This is a genomic window from Microcella sp., assembly GCF_025808395.1.
Lineage (GTDB): Bacteria > Actinomycetota > Actinomycetes > Actinomycetales > Microbacteriaceae > Microcella.
The window spans coordinates 937,468-955,903 of record NZ_CP075524.1; the positions used below are offsets into that span (position 1 = coordinate 937,468).

Annotated in this window: 19 protein-coding genes; 10 read left to right on the plus strand and 9 right to left on the minus strand. The window is 68.8% G+C overall.

Features of this window, described 5'->3' with window-relative positions; all coding sequences use genetic code 11:
- Positions 1 to 7: 7 nt before the first annotated feature.
- Positions 8 to 1,558 (minus strand): MFS transporter, encoded by a 1,551-nt coding sequence (locus tag KIT89_RS04620; RefSeq protein ID WP_297603448.1) that lies wholly within the window; start codon positions 1,556 to 1,558, stop codon positions 8 to 10.
- A 48-nt stretch (positions 1,559 to 1,606) separates the two neighbouring features.
- On the opposite strand from KIT89_RS04620, the gene KIT89_RS04625 reads away from it, so the two are divergent.
- From KIT89_RS04625 to KIT89_RS04660, 8 genes are all read left to right on the plus strand, one after another.
- Entirely contained in the window at positions 1,607 to 2,365 is a 759-nt protein-coding gene (locus tag KIT89_RS04625; RefSeq protein WP_297603450.1) for a hypothetical protein, read from the plus strand.
- Positions 2,362 to 2,568, plus strand: coding sequence for a hypothetical protein (locus KIT89_RS04630; RefSeq protein ID WP_297603451.1), 207 nt, complete (start codon positions 2,362 to 2,364; stop codon positions 2,566 to 2,568). The genes KIT89_RS04625 and KIT89_RS04630 overlap by 4 nt, the downstream gene beginning before the upstream one ends.
- Before the next feature lie 93 nt (positions 2,569 to 2,661).
- Positions 2,662 to 4,062: an HNH endonuclease signature motif containing protein gene (locus KIT89_RS04635; protein WP_297603452.1), complete on the plus strand. Its 1,401-nt coding sequence runs from the start codon at positions 2,662 to 2,664 to the stop codon at positions 4,060 to 4,062.
- 38 nt (positions 4,063 to 4,100) lie between these two features.
- A complete protein-coding gene (locus tag KIT89_RS04640) occupies positions 4,101 to 4,763 on the plus strand; it encodes a pyroglutamyl-peptidase I (RefSeq protein ID WP_297603453.1) in 663 nt (220 codons plus the stop codon).
- Positions 4,760 to 5,239, plus strand: a complete 480-nt coding sequence (locus KIT89_RS04645) for an NUDIX domain-containing protein (RefSeq protein WP_297603454.1) — start codon at positions 4,760 to 4,762, stop codon at positions 5,237 to 5,239. The genes KIT89_RS04640 and KIT89_RS04645 overlap by 4 nt, the downstream gene beginning before the upstream one ends.
- 9 nt (positions 5,240 to 5,248) lie before the next feature.
- Entirely contained in the window at positions 5,249 to 5,872 is a 624-nt protein-coding gene (locus KIT89_RS04650; protein ID WP_297603455.1) for a GNAT family N-acetyltransferase, read from the plus strand.
- Positions 5,869 to 6,807, plus strand: coding sequence for a DMT family transporter (locus KIT89_RS04655; protein ID WP_297603456.1), 939 nt, complete (start codon positions 5,869 to 5,871; stop codon positions 6,805 to 6,807). Before KIT89_RS04650 ends, KIT89_RS04655 begins: the two co-directional genes overlap by 4 nt.
- A gap of 29 nt (positions 6,808 to 6,836) precedes the next feature.
- Positions 6,837 to 8,507, plus strand: coding sequence for a cation:proton antiporter (locus tag KIT89_RS04660; RefSeq protein WP_297603457.1), 1,671 nt, complete (start codon positions 6,837 to 6,839; stop codon positions 8,505 to 8,507).
- On the opposite strand, the gene KIT89_RS04665 is transcribed toward KIT89_RS04660, so the two are convergent.
- The 8 genes from KIT89_RS04665 to KIT89_RS04700 all read right to left on the minus strand — a co-directional run bounded on the left by KIT89_RS04665 (position 8,504) and on the right by KIT89_RS04700 (position 16,116).
- Positions 8,504 to 9,019 (minus strand): NUDIX domain-containing protein, encoded by a 516-nt coding sequence (locus KIT89_RS04665; RefSeq protein WP_297603458.1) that lies wholly within the window; start codon positions 9,017 to 9,019, stop codon positions 8,504 to 8,506. The genes KIT89_RS04660 and KIT89_RS04665 overlap by 4 nt on opposite strands.
- A gap of 507 nt (positions 9,020 to 9,526) precedes the next feature.
- Positions 9,527 to 11,077 carry a ribosome biogenesis GTPase Der gene (gene der / locus KIT89_RS04670; RefSeq protein WP_297603459.1) on the minus strand — a complete coding sequence of 517 codons (1,551 nt, stop codon included), beginning with the start codon at positions 11,075 to 11,077 and terminating at the stop codon, positions 9,527 to 9,529.
- Positions 11,074 to 11,739 (minus strand): (d)CMP kinase, encoded by a 666-nt coding sequence (gene cmk / locus KIT89_RS04675; RefSeq protein ID WP_297603461.1) that lies wholly within the window; start codon positions 11,737 to 11,739, stop codon positions 11,074 to 11,076. The genes der and cmk overlap by 4 nt, the downstream gene beginning before the upstream one ends.
- Positions 11,740 to 11,830: 91 nt before the next feature.
- On the minus strand, positions 11,831 to 12,919 hold the full coding sequence (locus tag KIT89_RS04680) for a prephenate dehydrogenase (RefSeq protein ID WP_297603462.1): 1,089 nt from the start codon (positions 12,917 to 12,919) through the stop codon (positions 11,831 to 11,833).
- Positions 12,916 to 13,761, minus strand: a complete 846-nt coding sequence (locus tag KIT89_RS04685; RefSeq protein ID WP_297603463.1) for a pseudouridine synthase — start codon at positions 13,759 to 13,761, stop codon at positions 12,916 to 12,918. Before KIT89_RS04685 ends, KIT89_RS04680 begins: the two co-directional genes overlap by 4 nt.
- Complete coding sequence (scpB, locus tag KIT89_RS04690; RefSeq protein ID WP_297603464.1) at positions 13,751 to 14,344, minus strand: SMC-Scp complex subunit ScpB; 594 nt, start codon at positions 14,342 to 14,344, stop codon at positions 13,751 to 13,753. Before scpB ends, KIT89_RS04685 begins: the two co-directional genes overlap by 11 nt.
- On the minus strand, positions 14,334 to 15,176 hold the full coding sequence (locus KIT89_RS04695) for a ScpA family protein (protein WP_297603903.1): 843 nt from the start codon (positions 15,174 to 15,176) through the stop codon (positions 14,334 to 14,336). Before KIT89_RS04695 ends, scpB begins: the two co-directional genes overlap by 11 nt.
- A gap of 55 nt (positions 15,177 to 15,231) precedes the next feature.
- Complete coding sequence (locus tag KIT89_RS04700; protein WP_297603465.1) at positions 15,232 to 16,116, minus strand: ParA family protein; 885 nt, start codon at positions 16,114 to 16,116, stop codon at positions 15,232 to 15,234.
- A gap of 87 nt (positions 16,117 to 16,203) precedes the next feature.
- Between KIT89_RS04700 and KIT89_RS04705 the strand changes: the two genes are divergently transcribed.
- Entirely contained in the window at positions 16,204 to 17,277 is a 1,074-nt protein-coding gene (locus KIT89_RS04705) for a hypothetical protein (RefSeq protein WP_297603466.1), read from the plus strand.
- A gap of 22 nt (positions 17,278 to 17,299) precedes the next feature.
- Complete coding sequence (locus KIT89_RS04710; protein ID WP_297603467.1) at positions 17,300 to 18,418, plus strand: hypothetical protein; 1,119 nt, start codon at positions 17,300 to 17,302, stop codon at positions 18,416 to 18,418.
- Positions 18,419 to 18,436: the final 18 nt, after the last annotated feature.

The window sequence follows — 18,436 nt, forward strand, 5'->3', positions numbered from 1 at the left end:
GAAGAGTCTAGTGCAGGGGCGCGGGTGCTGGCGCCCGCCGCGGCCCGAACGTCACCGTGATCGCCGCCGTGACGGCGAGCACGACAGCCGCGACCAGCAGGGCCGACGTGACACCGTCGAGAAAGGCTGACTTGGCTGCGTCGATGACGGGCTGGGCGGCGGCTCCGAACTCGGCGACCCGATCTGATTGGGTGAACGCGATCGACGACTCGACGGCCGAGCCGATCGCGGGCGGCAGGCCCGCGATCGCATCCTGAACCCCCGATTTGTAGGTGGCCGTCAAGATGCTGCCGAGCACCGCGATGCCGAGCGCGCTGCCGAATTCGCGCGCCGTGTCGTTGACAGCCGACGCCACGCCCTGCTTGCCAGACGGCAGCGACTGCGTGATCGCCGTCGTCGACGGAGCACCCGACAGGGCCATGCCGATCGCGAACAGCACGATGCCGGTGCCGAAGACGGCGTAGTTCAGCTCGACCTCGAGCCGCGAGAAGACCACGAACGCGGCCGCGATCAGCAGCAGCCCGACCGGGGCGACACGGCGGTAGCCGAAGCGCTCGGCGAGGCGCGGCGAGAAGCGCGCGAGCGGAATGAGAATGAACGGCATCGGCAGCAGGCACGCCGCCGCCCACAGCGGGCTCAGCCCCGCCACGAACTGCAGATACTGCAGCGCCGCGAAGAAGAAGCCGAACGCGGCGAAGAACTGCACCGCGAGCGACAGGCTGCCCATGCCGAAACCGCGCACCGCGAACAGGCGCGGGTCGAGCAGCGGTGCAGAGACACGCCACTCCCACAGTACGAACGCCACGAGCGCGGCGAGACCCGCGGCAAGCACTCCGAGTGCGAGCGGGTCGTCTGCACCCCGTTCAGGAATCTCGATGATGCCGAACACGATTCCCCCGACGGCGAGCAGGCTCAGCACGGCGCCGAACCCATCGAATCGAGGTGGATGCTCAGCTCGACCCGGCGGAACCACGAGCGCCGTGCCCACGAAGCCGTCAGTCGCGAGCCCCACGTTGAGCCAGAAGAACGACGGCCACTCGAACCACTGCAGCAGCAGGGCTGCCACGAACACCCCGATCGCTGCACCGCCGCCGGCCACGCCCACCCACACTCCGACCGCCTTCGGTCGCTGGTCGAGCGGAAACGTCGTCGTGATGACCGACAACGTCGTCGGCATGATCGCCGCCGCACCGATGCCCATCACGGCACGCAGCGCGATGAGCGCGCTCGGAGTCTCGACGAAGGCCGCGGCCGCCGCCGCCACACCGAAGATGGCAAGACCGACGAGCAGAATTCCCTTGCGACCCACACGGTCGCCGATCGCGCCGGAGGCGAGCAGGAGGCCCGCGAAGATGACGGTGTAGGCGTCGACGATCCAGGTCAGCTCGGTCTGGCTCGCACCCGTCGCGCGGGCGAGGCTCGGCAGCGCCACATTGAGCCCGCTCACGGCACTCACGACCGTCATGAGCGAGATGCTCACCACGAGCAGCACCAGTCGAGTGCGGTGCGCAGAGAGCAGCACAGGGGCGGCGCTGGCGTGGTGCTGCGAAGCGGGCATGTGCTGACGCTACTCCTGAGACGAGCCCTGCGCAGTTAGGGTGAACGCGTGACTGACGGTGACGCGAACCCCTGGCGCTCACTCGCGTCGCCCGCCCTGCTGCGGGGGCTCGCCGTCGCCGGGGTGATCATGCTCGTCGTCGGTGTCGCGGCGCAGATACTGGTCGCACTCGGCGACCTGCCCGGCTATGCCCGCGCCCTCGCCGGGCAGCTCAGCCGACTGTTCTACGCCGGGGCCGAATACACCGCCTGGGCCTGGTACACGGCCGCGCTCATGGCCGCCGTCGGCGTCACGCTCGCCGTGCTCGCCGCCCTGCACCATCGCGCTGGAAGGCCCGCGCAGCCCTACGCCGTGCTCGCCGCCGTCGCCCTGCTGCTCTCGATCGACGAGACCGCCCAACTGCACGAGTCGCTGTCGACGTGGCCCCGCGCACTCGGGCTCGAACGGCTGCCCACCGTCGACTGGCTGCTCGTGGGCATCCCGATCGCCCTCATCGCCGGAATCATGCTGCTCATCGTTGCCCGCCGCATCGACGCTCGGCTGCGGCGCTGGCTCATCGTCGGCGGCGCGGTGTTTCTGTTCGGGGCGATCGTGCTCGAAGGGGTCGGAGGGCTCGTCATGAGGGCGGGGTCGGGCGACCCGGTCGTCGAGTTCTGGTACCAGGTGCTGCTCGCTGTTGAAGAAGGGTTCGAGCTCGCGGGAGTGCTCATCGCACTCGCCGCATGCCTCGCCGCGATCGAATGGCGAGGCGTCGGCGCGAACGTCGAGGTGCGCGTGCGCGAACCTGCCGGTAGCGTGACAGCATGAGCGAACCGCCGACCGACGGGCCACGAGGCACCGGGGCATCGGGCGGCCGCCTCGCGCTCATGAGCCTCGGGCTCACCTTCTTCATCGTCGGAGTCGTCTTCAGCCTCACGATGCCCGACAACATCGCGCTCGGCATCACGTTTCTCGCCCTCGGAGTGGTCTTCTTCACGATCTCGGGCCGCAAGCAGCCGCCGAGCGTCTGAGGGCGGTTGTTCCACAGGTGGTGCTCGTGCCGTCTGCGTGTCGGTGGTCGAAGCTATGTTCGAATCACCGAACGGCAGAGGGAGGTGAGCGGCGTGATCGCGTCAGCGATGTCGGTGGCGGTGGATGCTCTCACTGCTGTCCCTCGTGCTCTCGAGTCGTATCGTGCGCTGGCTGATGAGGCGTTGCTTGATCTCACCCGTCTGGCGGCAGAAGAGGTGCGACTGGCGCAACTGCATGTGTCGCTGTTGGCGGGCGAGATCGCCCGCCGCTCGACCCCCGAGTTGGGCTCTGAAGGGCTCGCGCAGCGCACCGGGCACCGCACCGCCGAAGAGCTCGTGCGCGTCACGACCGGAACCCGCGTGGTGGATGCCCGCACGGCGGTGCGTGTCGGCACCACTGTCGGTGCTGAGGAGCAGAGCGTGCTCGGTGCGGCCGTCATCCAGGGGCGCGTCAGTGTTGCCGTTGCTGACGCCGTGAGCACCGGGCTGGGCCGAGTGGGCGGGGGTGTCAGCGCTGATGACCTCGACCAGGCTGCCGCTGCTCTGCTTCCGCGCATCGAGGGGCTCGATGCAGACCGAGCGGGTCGTGAAGCACGCGCGGCACGGGATGACCTCGATGCGGCTGGTGTTGCGGAGCGTGAAGAAGTCCGCCGCGAGCAACGCTCCTTCCGGCTTGGGCGTCGTGCTGACGGAATGGGGTACGCCCATTGGGTGCTCGACCCTGAAACCTTCGCCCTCGTCAGCGACGTGTTCGACCGCGTCACCTCACCCCGCCGCACTAGCCCACACTTCACCAGTTCCGATGAGAGCGGTGCCGACGAGAGGGCAACCTGCGACAGCGGGCGCAACGCCACATCGAGCACGGCGGCTGAGTTGGCTGACACGCGCACTCTCGAGCAGCGCGCTAGTGATGTGTTCGCCGAACTACTGCGGCAGGGAGCTGCCGCCGACACCACACATCTGCTCGGCGATGCCCCGATCGGGGTGCGCATGATCGTCGCCGCCACCGCTCTCGCCACTCGCACTGGTCGTGGGTTCATCGAAGGCCACCCCGACCCGGTCTCGATCGCCACCATCGAACGACACGCCTGCACAGCCGGCACCATCACCCTCACCGTCGACGGTGCTCCCGAGAACGCCGGACAACCTTTGAACCTGGGGCGTGAACGGCGCCTCTTCACACGAGCACAACGCCTCGCCCTCGCCGCCCGCGACGGAGGATGCCGCTGGCCCGGCTGCGAACGTCCCCCTTCTTGGACAGAAGCGCACCACATTGAGCACTGGCACCGCGACCGCGGAAGAACCGACATCGCAGACGGAATCCTCCTCTGCCGACATCACCACCTGCTCGCCCACAATAACGGATGGGAAATCACCCGCGCCGGGCCGGAGTATCTGCTCCACCCACCCGACAGTATCGACCGCGACGCACGAGAGATGCCCAGCAAGAGTCGAGCCCTCGGCGACGCACTGAGCAGCGCGCTGAGCGCGTGAGCACACTCGCGCTCGGTGACTCGTGACAGGCTGAACGCATGAGCCTGCCTGCCGACCGCCTGCCGACCGTGCTCGTCACCGGGTTCGAGCCCTTCAACGGCGCCGCCCTCAACCCCAGCGCAGAGCTGGTGCGGCGGCTGACTGAGCTCGGGCATCCCGATTGCCGCATTGTCGGCGACGTGCTGCCGGTGTCATTCGCGAACGCACCTGGGCTGCTGGCCGCCGCCATCGACGCCCACCACCCCGACATCGTCGTCATGCTCGGGCTCGCCGAGAACCGGCACGCCATCACGCCTGAACGCGTCGCTCTCAACCTCGCCGATGCGAGCATCGCCGACAACGACGGAGCCCAGCCGACGGATGCTCCGCTCGAGCCGCACGGGCCCGCCGCCCGTTTCACGCTGCTACCCGTCAAGCACATCGCCGACGCGATCAGTCAGGCCGGCATCCCAGCCGAAGTGTCGCTCAGCGCCGGAACCTACGTCTGCAACGCCGTCATGTATGCCGCACTCGGCATCGCCGAGCAGCGCGCCGCTGCGCGGGCGGAGGTGGTTTCGGGTGAGGACGATGTGACGCTTCGGGTCGGATTCATCCACGTGCCGGCGACGCCGCAGCTCGGCGGCGACCCGCGGTTCACGCTCGATGAGCTCGAGCGGGGCATCCGCATCGCCATCACGACCATCATCGACCAGCGCCGGTGAGCGAGACGACGCGCGACGGCACAGCCGCGACGCCTCAGCCGGGGGCAGCGCGGGGGGTCGCGGCCCAGGGCACCGTCATTCGCGTGTCGGCGGTGCTCGCGGTCGACGACGCCGGCCGACTGCTCGTCGTGCGCAAACGGGGCACGCACGTGTGGATGCAGCCCGGCGGCAAGCCCGAACCGGGCGAGACTGCAGCCGAGACGCTCGCACGCGAACTGCTCGAAGAACTCGGCGTGCGCCTCGACCCCGACGAGCTCGAACCGCTCGGCACCTTCACCACCGACGCCGCCAACGAAGCGGGCGCCACGCTCATCGCCGACGTCTTTCGTGCGCGCATCGAGCACCCGGTCGTCGCCGACGCCGAGATCGACGCCGTGACGTGGATGCACCCCAGCGAGTTCGACCAGCACCGACTCGCGCCGCTCATCACCCAGCACATGCTCGCCCTGCTGCCCAGTGTCGGCGAACCCCGCTAACGTTTCGCCATGACCGCGTTGACCATCGCGCCCGCCGCCGACGTGCCCTGGGCGTCAGTCGAGCGGCTGTTCGACTCGACAGCCGCGTCGCGACACTGCTCGTGCCGCTGGTGGCTCACGACCAACGCTGAAGCCGCCGTGCTCGACGACGCCGACCGACGCACCGCCTCGCAGGGCGACCATGCCGCCCGCACGCTGCGCGGGCTGATCGCCCGCCTCGGCGACGAGCCCATCGGCTGGGTCGGCGCCGGTCCGCGCGCCGACTTCGTGCGGCTGTCGCGCACCAAAGCCATCGCGGGCGCCGTGCCCGACAGCGACTTCGGCGATGCCGGTGTCTGGTCGATCGTGTGCTTCATCGTCGTGCCCGACCACCGCGGCACCGGCGTCGCGCGTGCGCTGCTCGCAGCAGCGGTGGCGCACGCCGCCGCAGCGGGTGCGGCCATCGTCGAGGCCTACCCCGTCGACGCAGACGCGCAGGCCGCGAACCCCGCGAGCACGAGATCCACGTTGAAGCCGAGCGGCCTCAACACCGGCACCGCAGCGCTGTTCAGCGACGCCGGCTTCGTCGAGGTCGGCGCGCGCGTCACAGACGCTCGACCCGTCATGCGCGTGTCGACGGCGGTGCAGTCGTGACGCGTCGAGGGCTGGTGCTGTTCATCGCGCTCGGCGTGGTGTGGGGGGTTCCCTACCTGTTCATCAAGATCGCGGTCGGCGAGCTCAGCCCCGAGTTTCTGGCCCTCGCCCGCTGCGCGCTCGCGGCAGCGCTGCTGCTGCCCATCGCCTTGCACCGCAATGCCGTGCGGTCGGTGCTCGTGCGCTGGCGGCCCCTGCTGATCTTCGCCGTCATCGAGATCGTGCTGCCCTGGTACTTTCTTGGCGCCGCCGAAGTGCGGTTGCCGAGCTCGACCACCGGGCTGCTGCTGTCGAGCATCCCGATCGTCGCCGTCGGCATCGCCTTTCTCATGGGACGACGCGACCGGCTCACCGGCCGCAACTGGGTGGGCATCGCCCTCGGCACGGCCGGAGTCGCCGCGATCGTCGGCTTCGAGATCGACGCCTCAGACAGCGGCAGCGTCGCCATGCTCATCGTCGTCGTCGTCGGCTATGCGCTCGGCCCGGCCATCCTCTCGCGATACATGCACGACCTGCCCGGCGTCGGCGTCATGGCGCTCGCACTGACCGCGAGTGCGCTCATTTATGTACCCGTCGTCGCGGTGACGGGCGGGTGGCCGACCGAGGTGCCGTCAGCGCCCGTGATCAGCGCCGTGCTCGTGCTCGCCGTGCTGTGCAGCGCCGTCGCGTTTCTGCTCATGTTCGCGCTCATCGCCGAGATCGGGCCGATTCGCATGACCGCCATCACCTACGTGAACCCCGCCGTGGCCGTCATCGCCGGCGCGCTTGTGCTCTCAGAGCCGATCACGATCTTCACAGTCGTGGGCTTCGCGCTCATTCTGCTCGGGTGCGCGCTCGTCACCCAGCCCGACCGGCGGCCGCCGACGATCGCAGCGGATGCTGTTCCGGTGCCCGCGATCGCCGACGAGGTGGCCCCTCCTCCCCCGCCTCGGTGACGGCGATCGGGTGTTGCTAGCGTGAGCGTGTGCACCTCGAACTCGACACCTTCGGCCTGACCGCGGCCATCTTGGCCGTCGCAGGTCTCGTCGCGTTTCTCGCACACCGCGCGAGGCAGCCCCTCATCATCGCGTTCATTCTCGTCGGCATCGTCGTCGGGCCCAGCGTGCTCGGCTGGGTCGCCGAAGTAGAGCCGCTCGAACTGTTCGCCGAAATCGGCATCGCCATTCTGCTGTTTCTCGTCGGGCTCAAGCTCGACGTCAACCTCATCCGCTCGATCGGCACCGTCGCACTGCTCACCGGGCTCGGTCAGGTGGTGTTCACCTCGGCGATCGGGTTCGGCATCGCGCTGCTGTTCGGGCTCGACCCCATCGCCGCGCTCTACGTCGCCGTGGCGCTCACGTTCTCGTCGACGATCATCATCGTCAAGCTGTTGAGCGACAAGCGCGAGCTCGACGAGCTGCACGGGCGCATCGCACTCGGCTTCTTGATCGTGCAAGACATCGTCGTCATCGTCGCCATGATCGCCCTCACCAGTTTCGCGGGCGGCGGCGATGCCCCGATCGGCGACCAAGTGCTGAGGCTTGTGCTGAGTGCGGGCGGCATCTTCATCGGACTGTTTCTCATGATGCGGTGGGTGCTGCCGTGGCTGCTGAAGCAGTTGGCGACCTCGCAAGAGCTGCTCATCGTGTGGAGCGTCGCGTGGGCCGTCATGCTCGCCGCCATCACCGACTTTCTGGGCTTCTCGATCGAAGTCGGAGCCTTTCTCGCCGGCTTCGCCCTCGCCTCGACGCGATACCGTGAATCGATCGCCGCCTCGCTGAGCGGCTTACGTGACTTTCTGCTCTTGTTCTTCTTCATCGTGCTCGGTGCGCAGCTCGACTTCAGCCAGATTGGCGCGCAGATTCCGGCCGCCATCGTCTTCTCGCTGTTCGTGCTCATCGGCAACCCGATCATCGTGCTCGTCATCATGGGCGCCATGGGCTACCCGAGCAGGGTCGGCTTTCTCGCCGGGCTCGCGGTCGCGCAGATCAGCGAGTTCAGTCTCATCCTCATCGCACTCGGGCGCGACCTCGGGCAGGTCGACGACGGCATCGTCGGGCTCGTCACCCTCGTCGGCCTCATCACCATCGCCGGCTCGACCTACATGATCTTGTACTCGAAGCAGCTCTACTCGTGGCTCGAACCCGCCCTGCGCATCTTCGAACGCCGCACCACCCTGCCCGAGCAGCAGTTCGACTCTGAACGCTATGACGCCATCGTCTACGGGCACGGCCGCTTCGGCGGTCAGTTGGTGCGCGAACTCGTGCAGAGCGGGTGCTCGGTGCTCGTCGTCGAGTGGGATCCGTATGCACGGGTCGAGATCGAGACTGAGCAGCTCGACGGCACCGTGTCTGTCGTGTTCGGCGACGCGAACAGCACAGAGTTTCCTGAAGCGCTGCCCATTCGGCACGCGCGCTGGATCATCAGCACGCTTCCCGATGCCGACACCAACCTGGTGCTCGCCGCAGCGTTGCGTCGCCACGGCGCGACGTGCCCGATCGCGGTCACGGTGCACACCGACGAGGCCGAGAGTCTCTACCGCGAGGCCCTCGCCGACGGCACCATTTCGGCCGTGCTGCACCCGTTTCGCGACGCCGCCGACGACGCGCTCGAGGTGCTGAAACGACTCGAAGACTCCGAGCCCGAGACGCCCTAGCCTTCGGCGTGCTCGTGCAGCCGCTGGCGGAGCGTCGGCCAGGCGGTGTCGAAGGCGGGGTGCAGGGGTAGAGCATCCACCTCGCTGAGGGGCACCCAGCGCAGGGCGACGCTCTCGGCGTCAGCCACGATCGGAGCAAACAGCCGCACCACTCGCACCGCGACAGTCGTGTATGACCAGAAGCCCAGGTCGAGTTCGCTCTCGAACAGCGGCGTGACCGCGTCAGCCGGAACGCCCGCCTCTTCATACGCCTCGCGCAGCGCGGCGTCGTGCGCAGACTCGTGCTGGTTGCGCGCCCCGCCGGGAAGCCCCCACGTGCCGCCATGGTGCGACCAGACGGCGCGATGCTGCAACAGGATGCCCGCATCGGCATGCCACGCCAACAAGCCTGCCGCCCCGAAGCGACCCCAGTAGCGCTGCCCGTCTGGCCCCTCGACCCAGGCGTCGCCGGGGTCGCGCGCGGCGCCCGAGGGCAGCGGCGGTGGCGAGCTCGACAGCGGGTCGTAGGTCATGGTGAGTTCAGGCTAGGCGAGGATGATGAGAGTGCGCCCGCGCTCGGTGGTCGTGCTGGGCGGTGGTGCTCGGTTCTCGGCGGTCGTGCTCGGTGCTCGGTGAACGTGCTCTGCGTCGTTCCTCGCGCCGCACCTCTTCGCGCCGCCCCTCGTCGCGCCGCCCCTCTTCGCGCGACCCAGCGCTCGCAGCGCGTGCGCGCGCCGCGTGTGAGACGCGGGTACGTCGCCGCGGGGATCCGGCAGTCATGCTCACTCCCCGCAGACTCCCGAAGTGTAGGAGTCGGCGGGGCCGATGTGCGCTCACCCTCCTACAGTTCGGGAGTCTGCGCGGGTGGAGCACCGACCCCCTCGGGGTGGGGGCAAGGAAGGCGGTCGGTGGCGTGGCGAAGACGCGAGGTGGTCTTCGCTGGAAGCGCTCTAGCGCTTCCTCTTTTCTCTGCCCGCGATCCGAGACGGATCGCGGCGTGTGCGAGGCAGAGGCCAGAAATGGCCTCTGCTGGAAGCGCTCTAGCGTTTCCTCTTCTCTCGCACACGCATGTTGACCTGGATGGGGGTGCCCTCGAATCCCCAGACCTCGCGCAAGCGACGCGTGATGAAGCGACGGTACTGCGGGTCGAGAAAGCCGGTCGTGAACAGCACGAAGGTCGGCGGGCGCGTCGACGCCTGCGTCGCGAACAAGATGCGCGGCTGCTTGCCGCCACGAACGGGGTGCGGATGCGCGGCCGTCAACTCGGCGACGAAAGCGTTCAGCTTTCCGGTCGCGATGCGGGTATCCCACGACTCGAGTGCGACCTCGAGCGCGGGCACGAGCTTCTCGAGGTGCCGACCAGTGCGCGCCGAGATGTTGACCCGAGGAGCCCACGAGACGTGGTGCAGATCTTGGTCGATCTCGCGCTCGAGATAGCGGCGGCGCTCGTCATCGAGCAGATCCCACTTGTTGAACGCGAGCACGAGCGCCCGGCCCGACTCGAGCACGAGGTCGATGATGCGAACATCCTGCTCGCTCAACGGCTCAGTCACGTCGATGAGCACGACGGCGACCTCAGCCTTCTCGAGCGCTGCGGCCGTGCGCAGCGAAGCGTAGAAGTCGGCGCCCTGCTGCAAGTGCACGCGACGACGGATGCCCGCCGTGTCGACAAACCGCCACACCTTGCCGCCGAGCTCGATCTGCTCGTCGATCGGGTCGCGCGTCGTGCCCGCCAACTCGTTGACGACCACGCGCTCTTCGCGCGCGGCCTTGTTCAGCAGACTCGACTTGCCCACGTTGGGGCGGCCCAGCAGCGCGACGCGGCGCGGCCCGCCGAACTCTTGCTTCGCCACCGCCGACACTTCGGGCAGCACCGTCAGCACATGGTCGAGCAGGTCGGCGACGCCGCGGCCGTGCAGGGCAGACACCGGCCACGGCTGACCGAGCCCCAGACTCCACAGCGAAGCCGCTTCGGCCTCTTGGCGCACGTCGTCGACCTTGTTGCCCGCGACGATGACCGGCTTGTTCGAGCGGCGCAGCATCGACACGACGAACTCGTCGGTCGCCGTGACCCCCGTGATGGCGTCGACGACGAACAGCACGGCGTCAGCGAGATCGACCGCGACCTCGGCCTGCGCGGCGACCGACGCGTTGATGCCGCGCGCATCTGGCTCCCACCCTCCGGTGTCGACGAGGGTGAACCGACGGGTATTCCACTCGGCCTTGTACGTCACCCGGTCGCGCGTGACGCCCGGCGTGTCTTCGACGACCGCCTCACGGCGGCCCAGAATGCGGTTGACGAGCGCGCTCTTGCCGACGTTGGGGCGCCCGACGATCGCGAGCACCGGCAGGGCCGGCATCGTGATGATGCCGTCGTCGCCGAGCTCGGCACCCTCGAGCAGCTCGATGTCGTCGTCGTCGAGCTCGTAGTCTGCGAGGCCGGCGCGCAGAGCATCCGCTCGCTTCGCCGCCAGATCGTCGTCGAGATCTGCGAGACGCGCGGCAACCGCCTCGGCGGCCTCCGCGTTGTCGAATTCAGGTTCGACGAACTCGGCGTCGTCACCCTCGCGCGGGGCGGTGTTCTCAGTCATGGTGTCCTCAAGCGCACAATGTCGATGAGACTCTGCACCGTCTGCTCGAAGTCGAGATCGGTGGAGTCGAGAGTCGTGACGCCCTCCGCCGCGGTCATGAAGTCGACCACTCGGGAGTCTTGTGCGTCGCGCTCGGCGAGCTGCCGGGCGGTCGTCTCGGCCGACTCGGCGCTCACCTCAGCCGACCTACGGGCCATTCTAGCCTCCGGTGCCGCTGTCAGCAGAATGCGCACCTCGGCGTCGGGCGCCACCACCGTGGTGATATCGCGCCCCTCGACGATGACGCCCGCCTCGTCGCGCTGCGCGATCAAGCGTCGAAAGAGCTCGTTGAGCACGGCCCGAACCTCGGGAACGCGCGCGACAGCGCTCACGACCGCCGAGACACGAGGCTCGCGAATGTCGAGCGTGATGTCTTCGCCGCCGACGCGCACGAAGTAGCGGTCGGGGCTCATGCCGATGTCATAGTCGAAGTCGGCGACGCGTGCGGCGATCGCCTCGGCGTCGTCGAGGTCGACCCCCTCATCGAGGCAGTGCCAGGCGAGGGCACGGTATGCGGCACCCGTGTCGAGATAGGCGAACCCGAGGCGACGAGCAGCCTCGCGGCTGACGCTCGACTTGCCGCTGCCGGCGGGGCCGTCGACGGCCACGATCAGATCGCTCATGAGGGGCCTTTCGGTGAGAAGCGGTGCGGGGTGGTGCGGGATGGTTCGGGATGGTACGGGGCGGGGTGGTGCGGGGTGGGCTGTTCGCCTGTCAACTCGCGCCGGCGATGCGCCAGCCACGGGACTGCAGCTCGTCGACGAGAAACTTCTCTGACTCAGGAACAACCGACACCTCGGCGAACCCGACCGGTGCACCCGGCGAGTGCTCGAGCCGCAGGTCTTCCATGTTGACGCCGAGTTCGCCGATCTCGGTGAGCAACTTCGCGAGCTGACCGGGGGTGTCGTCGATCATGACGACGAGTTGGGCGAATCGGCGGTCGTCTCCGTGCTTGCCCGGAATGCGCGCGACCCCCGTATTGCCCGCCCCGATGAGGTCGGCGATGGCCCGGCGCGCCCCCGCCGCGTCGGGGTCGGCGAGAGCCTGCAGCACCGTGTCGAGGTCGTCGCGCAGTGCGGTGAGGATTCCCGAGACCGGTTCGGCGTTGGCGCTGAGAATCTGCACCCACAGCCCCGGGTCGCTCGAGGCGATGCGGGTGAGGTCGCGCACCCCTTGCCCGGCGAGGCCGATGGCGCCGTTCGAGCCGCCGGTGAGCCGCGCGGCCATGGCGCTCGCGACCAGCTGCGGAACATGGCTGATGAGCGCCACCGAGCGATCGTGCTCGTCGACCGTCATCTCGATCGGCACTGCTCCGACGTCGAGAATGAGGTCTTCGATCGCGCCAGCGCGGCGGTAGTTGATGGCGTCGTGACCGGCGAGCACCCAGGGGCGGCCGAGAAACAGGTCGGCGCGCGCCGAGATGGGCCCGCCGCGCTCTCGGCCCGCCATGGGGTGCGTGCCGAGGTATCGGCTGACGTCGGCGCCGAGCGAGTGCAGTTCGGCGAGCACGCTGCCTTTGACGCTCGCGACATCGGTGACGAGAGCATCCGGATGCTCTCCGAGCGCCCTGGCCACCGTCTCAGCCGTGACATCCGGCGGCACCGCGACGACGATGAGCCCGGGTCGATCGTCGCTGCGCAGCGGGCGGCCGGCGCCGTAGTCGACGGCGAGGCGCACCGCCGTGGGCGAGACGTCGGTGAGTGTCGCCTGAGCACCTTTTTCGGCGAGGGCGAGGCCGATGCTCGTGCCGAGCAGGCCTGCTCCGATGATGTGCACCTGCTCGGTGAGGCGGCGGTCGGTCATGCGGGTGCCTCCGGGGTCTCGGGCGCTACACCGTGCTGCCGGGCGATCGTGAGCAGGGCGCCGCGTTCGGCATCCGTCAACTCTCGCGTCTTTCCGAGGCCGAGGCCGCCCAAGTGCAGCGGGCCGAACTGCCGTCGCACGAGTTCGACGACGGGGTGGCCCACTTCGGCGAGCATGCGCCGCACGATGCGGTTGCGGCCCGAGTGCAGCGTGAGCTCGACCATCGAGTGGCCCTGGCTCGGCGCGCCGAGCAGCCGGGCGGCGTCGGCGACAATGGGGCCGTCGTCGAGCTCGACGCCCTCTTTGAGCGTGCGCAGGGTCTGCTGGTTGACCGAGCCGCGCACTTTGGCGATGTAGGTCTTCTCGACCCCGTAGCGCGGGTGCGAGAGCACGTTGGCGAGGGGCCCGTCGTTGGTGAGCAGCAGCAGCCCGCTCGTCTCTGCGTCGAGCCGGCCCACGTTGAACAGGCGCTCGTCGAACTCGGCGGCGACGGTGCGGAGGTCGGGGCGCCCGCTCTCGTCGGCCATCGAGCTGACCACGCCGGTCGGCTTGTTGTACATGATGTAGCGCTTCGTCGGGTCGAGCTGAATGGCGACGCCGTCGACGGCGACGAGATCGCTCGCTGGTTCGACGCGGCTGCCGAGTTCGCTGACGACTTCTCCGTTGACGGTCACTCGGCCGGCGGCGATGAGTTGCTCGCTGACCCTGCGGCTCGCCACCCCCGCCGCCGCGAGCACTTTCTGCAGCCGTTCGCTCGTCGGCGAGTCACCTGCGCGCTGGTTGCTCGACCAGTCGATCTCGACGTCGGGCACGAGGTCTCTGTCGCGGCGCTTATCTGACATCGTCGAATCCTTCACTGCCGTCGTCGAGCAGCGGCGAGATCTTGGGCAGCTCGTCGAGCGAGTTGATGCCGAGCTGCACCATGAGCAGGTCGGTGGTCTCGTAGTGGATCGCGCCCGTCTCGCTGTCGGTGAACGCTTCGGTGATGAGCCCGCGGCCGAGCAGCGTGCGCACGACCGAGTCGACGTTGACGGCGCGAATCGAGGCGATCGCCCCGCGGCTGATGGGCTGCTTGTAGGCGATGACGGCGAGCGTCTCGAGTGCTGCTTGCGAGAGCTTCGAGGGGTTCTGGGTGTGCACGAAGTCGCGCACGACGTCGTCGAGCTCTGCGCGCACATAGATGCGCCAGCCTCCGCCGACCTCGCGCAGCTCGAAGCCACGGCGCGGGCCGCCCACCTCGCCGTCGTAGTCTGCGACGAGCTCGGCGATCGCCGCGCGCACCTCCTTCACCGGGCGACCGACAGCGCTCGCGAGCCCGACGACGCTCTGCGGCTCGTCGACCACCATGAGAATCGCTTCGAGCGCGCGTGCGATGTCGATGTGGTTCGGGATGCCCTGCTCTTCGGTTTCGGCTTCACTGGCCATAGTCGGCTCCCAGGTTCACGAGGTTCTCGTCGCTCCAATTCTCGGCCGTCCAGCGCACGGTGAGCTCACCGAGCGGCTCGAGCTGCTCGAAGCCGACGGCGGCGTTGCGATACAGCTCGAGCAGGGCCAGAAAGCGGGCGACGATGACGCCTTTGAGGTCGGCTCCGGCGATGAGCTGCCGGAACGTCATCGGCTCGCCCTGACGCAGCAGGGCAACGACGTGCGCCGCCTGCTCGCGAATCGAGATGAGCGGGGCATGCAAGTGCTCGAGCCCCACCACCGGAATCTCGCGCGGGGTGAGCGCCAACAGGGCGAGGGCGGCGAAGTCATCGAGGCTGAGAGTCCACTGCAGTTCGGGGGTGCGCTCGCGGTATTGGTCTTCGAGGCGCACCGAGCGCACGTGGCGGGAGCTCTCGTCGTCGATGCGCCGTGCGAACCACGCCGACACCTCTTTGAAAGCTCGGTACTGCAGCAGTCGCGCGAACAGCAGGTCGCGCGCTTCGAGCAGCGCGACATCTTCGGCGTCGACGAGCTCGCCCTGCGGCAGCAGGCTCGCGATCTTGAGGTCGAGCAGCGTCACGGCGACGACGAGAAACTCGCTCGCCTCGTCGAGCTGCTCGCTGTCGTAGCCGTGCTCGGTCTGCATCGCGCGCAGGTAGGCGAGAAACTCGTCGGTGACGACTCCGAGGCTCACTTCGGTGATGTCGAGCTCGCGCTTCGTGATGAGGCTGAGCAGCAGGTCGAACGGGCCGTCGAAGTCGTCGAGCGTGACGCGAAACCCTGCGGGAGCATCCGTCGGCGACGGTGCCGGCTCGGTGAGCGTCGCACTCACGACGCCGGCCAGCGAGCCGCCTGACACCGTGCCCGAGTCGTCGCCCACCGACTGCTCAGGCGACCTGGCCACGCGCGATCAGCTCTCGAGCCAGCTGGCGATACGCGGCCGCGGCCGGGTGGTCTGGCGCGAAGGTCGTGATCGGCGCGCCCGCGACGGTCGCATCGGGAAACTTCACGGTGCGACCGATGACTGTCTCGAGCACCTTCTCACCGAAGGTCTCGACGACGCGTTCGAGCACTTCGCGCGAGTGCAGGGTGCGCGAGTCGTACATGGTCGCGAGAATGCCGTCGAGCTCGATGGCCGGGTTGAGGCGCTCGCGCACCTTGTCGATGGTCTCGACGAGCAGGGCGACGCCGCGCAGGGCGAAGTATTCGCACTCGAGCGGAATCAGCACCCCGTGCGCCGCCGTCAGCGCATTGACGGTGAGCAGGCCGAGGCTCGGCTGGCAGTCGATGAGAATGACGTCGTACTCAGGCACGATCGGCGCGAGCACGCGCGCCAGAATCTGCTCGCGCGCCACCTCGCTCACGAGGTGCACTTCGGCCGCGCTCAAGTCGATGTTGGCGGGAATGAGGTAGAGGTTCTTGGTGGCCGTGGCCTGCACTGCGCGGCGCGCGTCTTTCTCACGGCCCAGCAGCAGGTCGTAGATGGTGACGACGTCGTGGCTCGGCATGCCGAGGCCGGCCGAGAGGGCGCCCTGCGGGTCGAAGTCGATGACGAGCACCTTGCGACCGTATTCGGCGAGCGCCGCACCCAGACTGATCGTGGTGGTCGTCTTGCCGACGCCGCCCTTCTGGTTGCACAGGGCGATGATGCGCGCGGGGCCGTGACCCTTGAGCGGCTTCGGCTCGGCGAAGTCGCGCAGCGGGCGACCGGTGGGGCCCGGCATGAGAGCGTCGAAGCCCGCGAGCTCTGCCCCGCTCGTCTCGTCGCCCATAGCGCCCCAGTCTAGTGACCTGCGGGGCTCACGCTCGGGTGCCTCGCGGGGCGTCGAGTTTGGTGATGGTCGTGGTTGACTTCGAGCATGCAGCAGAACCCGCCCGACGACGTGGTGTCAGCCGACACCGCGCAGCTCGAAGCCTGGGCGTTCGGTCGGCAGGCGACCGAGGCTGACGCTGAGCGCGCTGAGGAGGCGATGCTCGAGCTCGGGCGGCGCGCTGCAGCCGCGGCGGCCGCAGACGCTGCGGGCACCGACTCGACCGACCCGCGCACGGGCGACGAGAGCGAGAAGCGCACGCGGATCACGCGCATCACGATCGCCCTCGTGGCGTGCATTGTGCTCGCCGCGATCGTGGCCGTCGCGCTGCTCGTGTCGGCCCCCAGGGCCGTGCGGGCCCTCACGGTATTCGACCGCGAGCCCACGACGTTCGAGACGCTGCTCGGCGGCCAGTTGCAGGGCATCGGTCAGCGCGTCGACGCGGGGCCGAGCATCCTGGTCGAAACAGGTATGGCGACCATCGTCGCCTACCGGTCGAGCAGCCGGGCCAATGGGCCTCTCGACCTGGTGTGCGTCGCCGTCATCGAACCGCACGGGGTCGGTGACTGGTCGTGCGTCTCGTATGACGACTTCGCCGTCACGGGCCTCGACGCCACCCTGTACGGGCTGCTGGGGTTGTACGCGATCGACTGGAGCCCTCAGGGTGAGCTGATCGCACGCACGCCTGGGGCGTTCGATGTCGGCCCGTCTGGCGGTTCCGGGCCCCGCGGCGACTACCGCGACGCCCTGGTGGTCGATCAGTCCGAGATCGACCGCGAGGTCGGGCGGGTGCTGGGCGCGCTCGATGTCACGCTCGGCGCCGGCCCCGTCGTCGTCGTGCCGCTGGCGTCGCTCGAGGGCGGGCCGGCTGACGACCCGGGTGTCGTCGCCGCCTGGTCGGCGATCGCGACCGACCCGCAGACCGGTGTCATCGTCTGCCTCGGCATCGTCGACCTGCCAGCGCTCGGTGCGAGAGAGGGTGCGGTGCGGTCGTCAGAGTGCGTCGTCGACGAACGGATGTCCTCCGACGGCCTGCGCTTCGAGGCGAGCTACGGCACCCGCACCTGGGTGTGGCTCTGGAACGACGAGCTCGGCCTGCGAGGCAGCACTACCGATCGCTGACGCTGTGCGGTTGACTGAGGGCATGCCGACCGAGCCCGGCGATGCCGCTGGTGGGGACGAGGCGCTCAACCACGTGGTCAAGGGCCTCTTCGATGCCGAGCTCGAACGCCTCGCGTTCGGCCGCCCGCAGAGCGAGGGTGAACGGCAGAAGGCCGCAGCGGCCGTGCGCGAACTTGACCGCAGGGCTGCCGAGCATGCTGCGCGCGCCGGTGAGCAGGCACCCCCGGCCGTGCCCGACGTGCTGGCTGGGCACTCGGCTCGAGGTGCGAGTGCTCGTTCGGCGCTCGACCCGGCAGAGCGCCCGTGGTGGCGTCGCACCGCCACGATCGTCGCCGCGAGCGTGCTGCTGGTCATCGTCGCCGCGAGTCTGGCTCCTCTGCTGACGTCGAGCCCCGTGCAGTCGTCGTCGCTCGCGGTGTTCGCTCGCGAGCCGAGCCCTGCAGAGCTCGACCTGCGCACTCAGTTGCAGCTCGACGGGCTGCGCCTCAGTGCATCGCCCCGCGTCATCGCCGAGCGCGACTCGACGCAGATCGTGGCGTATCGCTTCGTGACGACGGCCCCCGGAGAGCGGCCGCGCAACGAGGTCTGCGTGGTGCTCGTCGATGTGCGGGTGATCGGGCTGCCGGCGTGCGCGACCCACGAGGCCTTCGCCCGCGACGGCCTGCAGACGACCCTCTCAGGCGTGTCGAATCGCTTCGTGATCGGCTGGGGGCCGTCGGGCACTCCGACCGTCTCGGTGCTGCCAGATGTCGACTCCTCACTCGGAGTGCCGTCCTCCCCCGCAGCAGAGGCCTTCTTCGCAAATCAGCCGAGCGACGACGACCTTGCGAACGCTTCGCTGCTCAGGGCGTTGCACCCGAACGATCGGCTCATCGTGCGTGTGCTCTCGACGACGGAGTCGTGGCGCGCAGTCGGAGCGCTCGTCGCCTCTGCCGACACCGCACTCTGGTCGTATTGCGTGCACCTTCTCGAAGAGTCTCGCGACGAGCGATTGCAGCTCGGCGCGAGCGTGACGTGCGCAGGGCGGGTGGCGTTCGAACGCGATGGGCTCGTCGCACAGGCACGCACCGCCGAGAGCAGTGTGCTGCTCGAGTGGAAGCCCGACGACACCGTCTTCATGCAGGAGCTCGGCAGGCCGTAACCCGCTCTGGCCGCCTTC

Bases quoted from the DNA above. Each gene is read 5' to 3' on its own strand.
- KIT89_RS04630 (WP_297603451.1), top strand. From the start codon at position 2,362: ATGAGCGAACCGCCGACCGACGGGCCACGAGGCACCGGGGCATCGGGC.
- KIT89_RS04685 (WP_297603463.1), bottom strand. From the start codon at position 13,761: ATGTCAGATAAGCGCCGCGACAGAGACCTCGTGCCCGACGTCGAGATC.
- scpB (WP_297603464.1), bottom strand. From the start codon at position 14,344: ATGGCCAGTGAAGCCGAAACCGAAGAGCAGGGCATCCCGAACCACATC.
- KIT89_RS04700 (WP_297603465.1), bottom strand. From the start codon at position 16,116: ATGGGCGACGAGACGAGCGGGGCAGAGCTCGCGGGCTTCGACGCTCTC.
- KIT89_RS04710 (WP_297603467.1), top strand. From the start codon at position 17,300: ATGCCGACCGAGCCCGGCGATGCCGCTGGTGGGGACGAGGCGCTCAAC.
- KIT89_RS04680 (WP_297603462.1), bottom strand. From the start codon at position 12,919: ATGACCGACCGCCGCCTCACCGAGCAGGTGCACATCATCGGAGCAGGC.
- cmk (WP_297603461.1), bottom strand. From the start codon at position 11,739: ATGAGCGATCTGATCGTGGCCGTCGACGGCCCCGCCGGCAGCGGCAAG.
- der (WP_297603459.1), bottom strand. From the start codon at position 11,077: ATGACTGAGAACACCGCCCCGCGCGAGGGTGACGACGCCGAGTTCGTC.
- KIT89_RS04640 (WP_297603453.1), top strand. From the start codon at position 4,101: ATGAGCCTGCCTGCCGACCGCCTGCCGACCGTGCTCGTCACCGGGTTC.
- KIT89_RS04650 (WP_297603455.1), top strand. From the start codon at position 5,249: ATGACCGCGTTGACCATCGCGCCCGCCGCCGACGTGCCCTGGGCGTCA.
- KIT89_RS04620 (WP_297603448.1), bottom strand. From the start codon at position 1,558: ATGCCCGCTTCGCAGCACCACGCCAGCGCCGCCCCTGTGCTGCTCTCT.
- KIT89_RS04705 (WP_297603466.1), top strand. From the start codon at position 16,204: ATGCAGCAGAACCCGCCCGACGACGTGGTGTCAGCCGACACCGCGCAG.
- KIT89_RS04665 (WP_297603458.1), bottom strand. From the start codon at position 9,019: ATGACCTACGACCCGCTGTCGAGCTCGCCACCGCCGCTGCCCTCGGGC.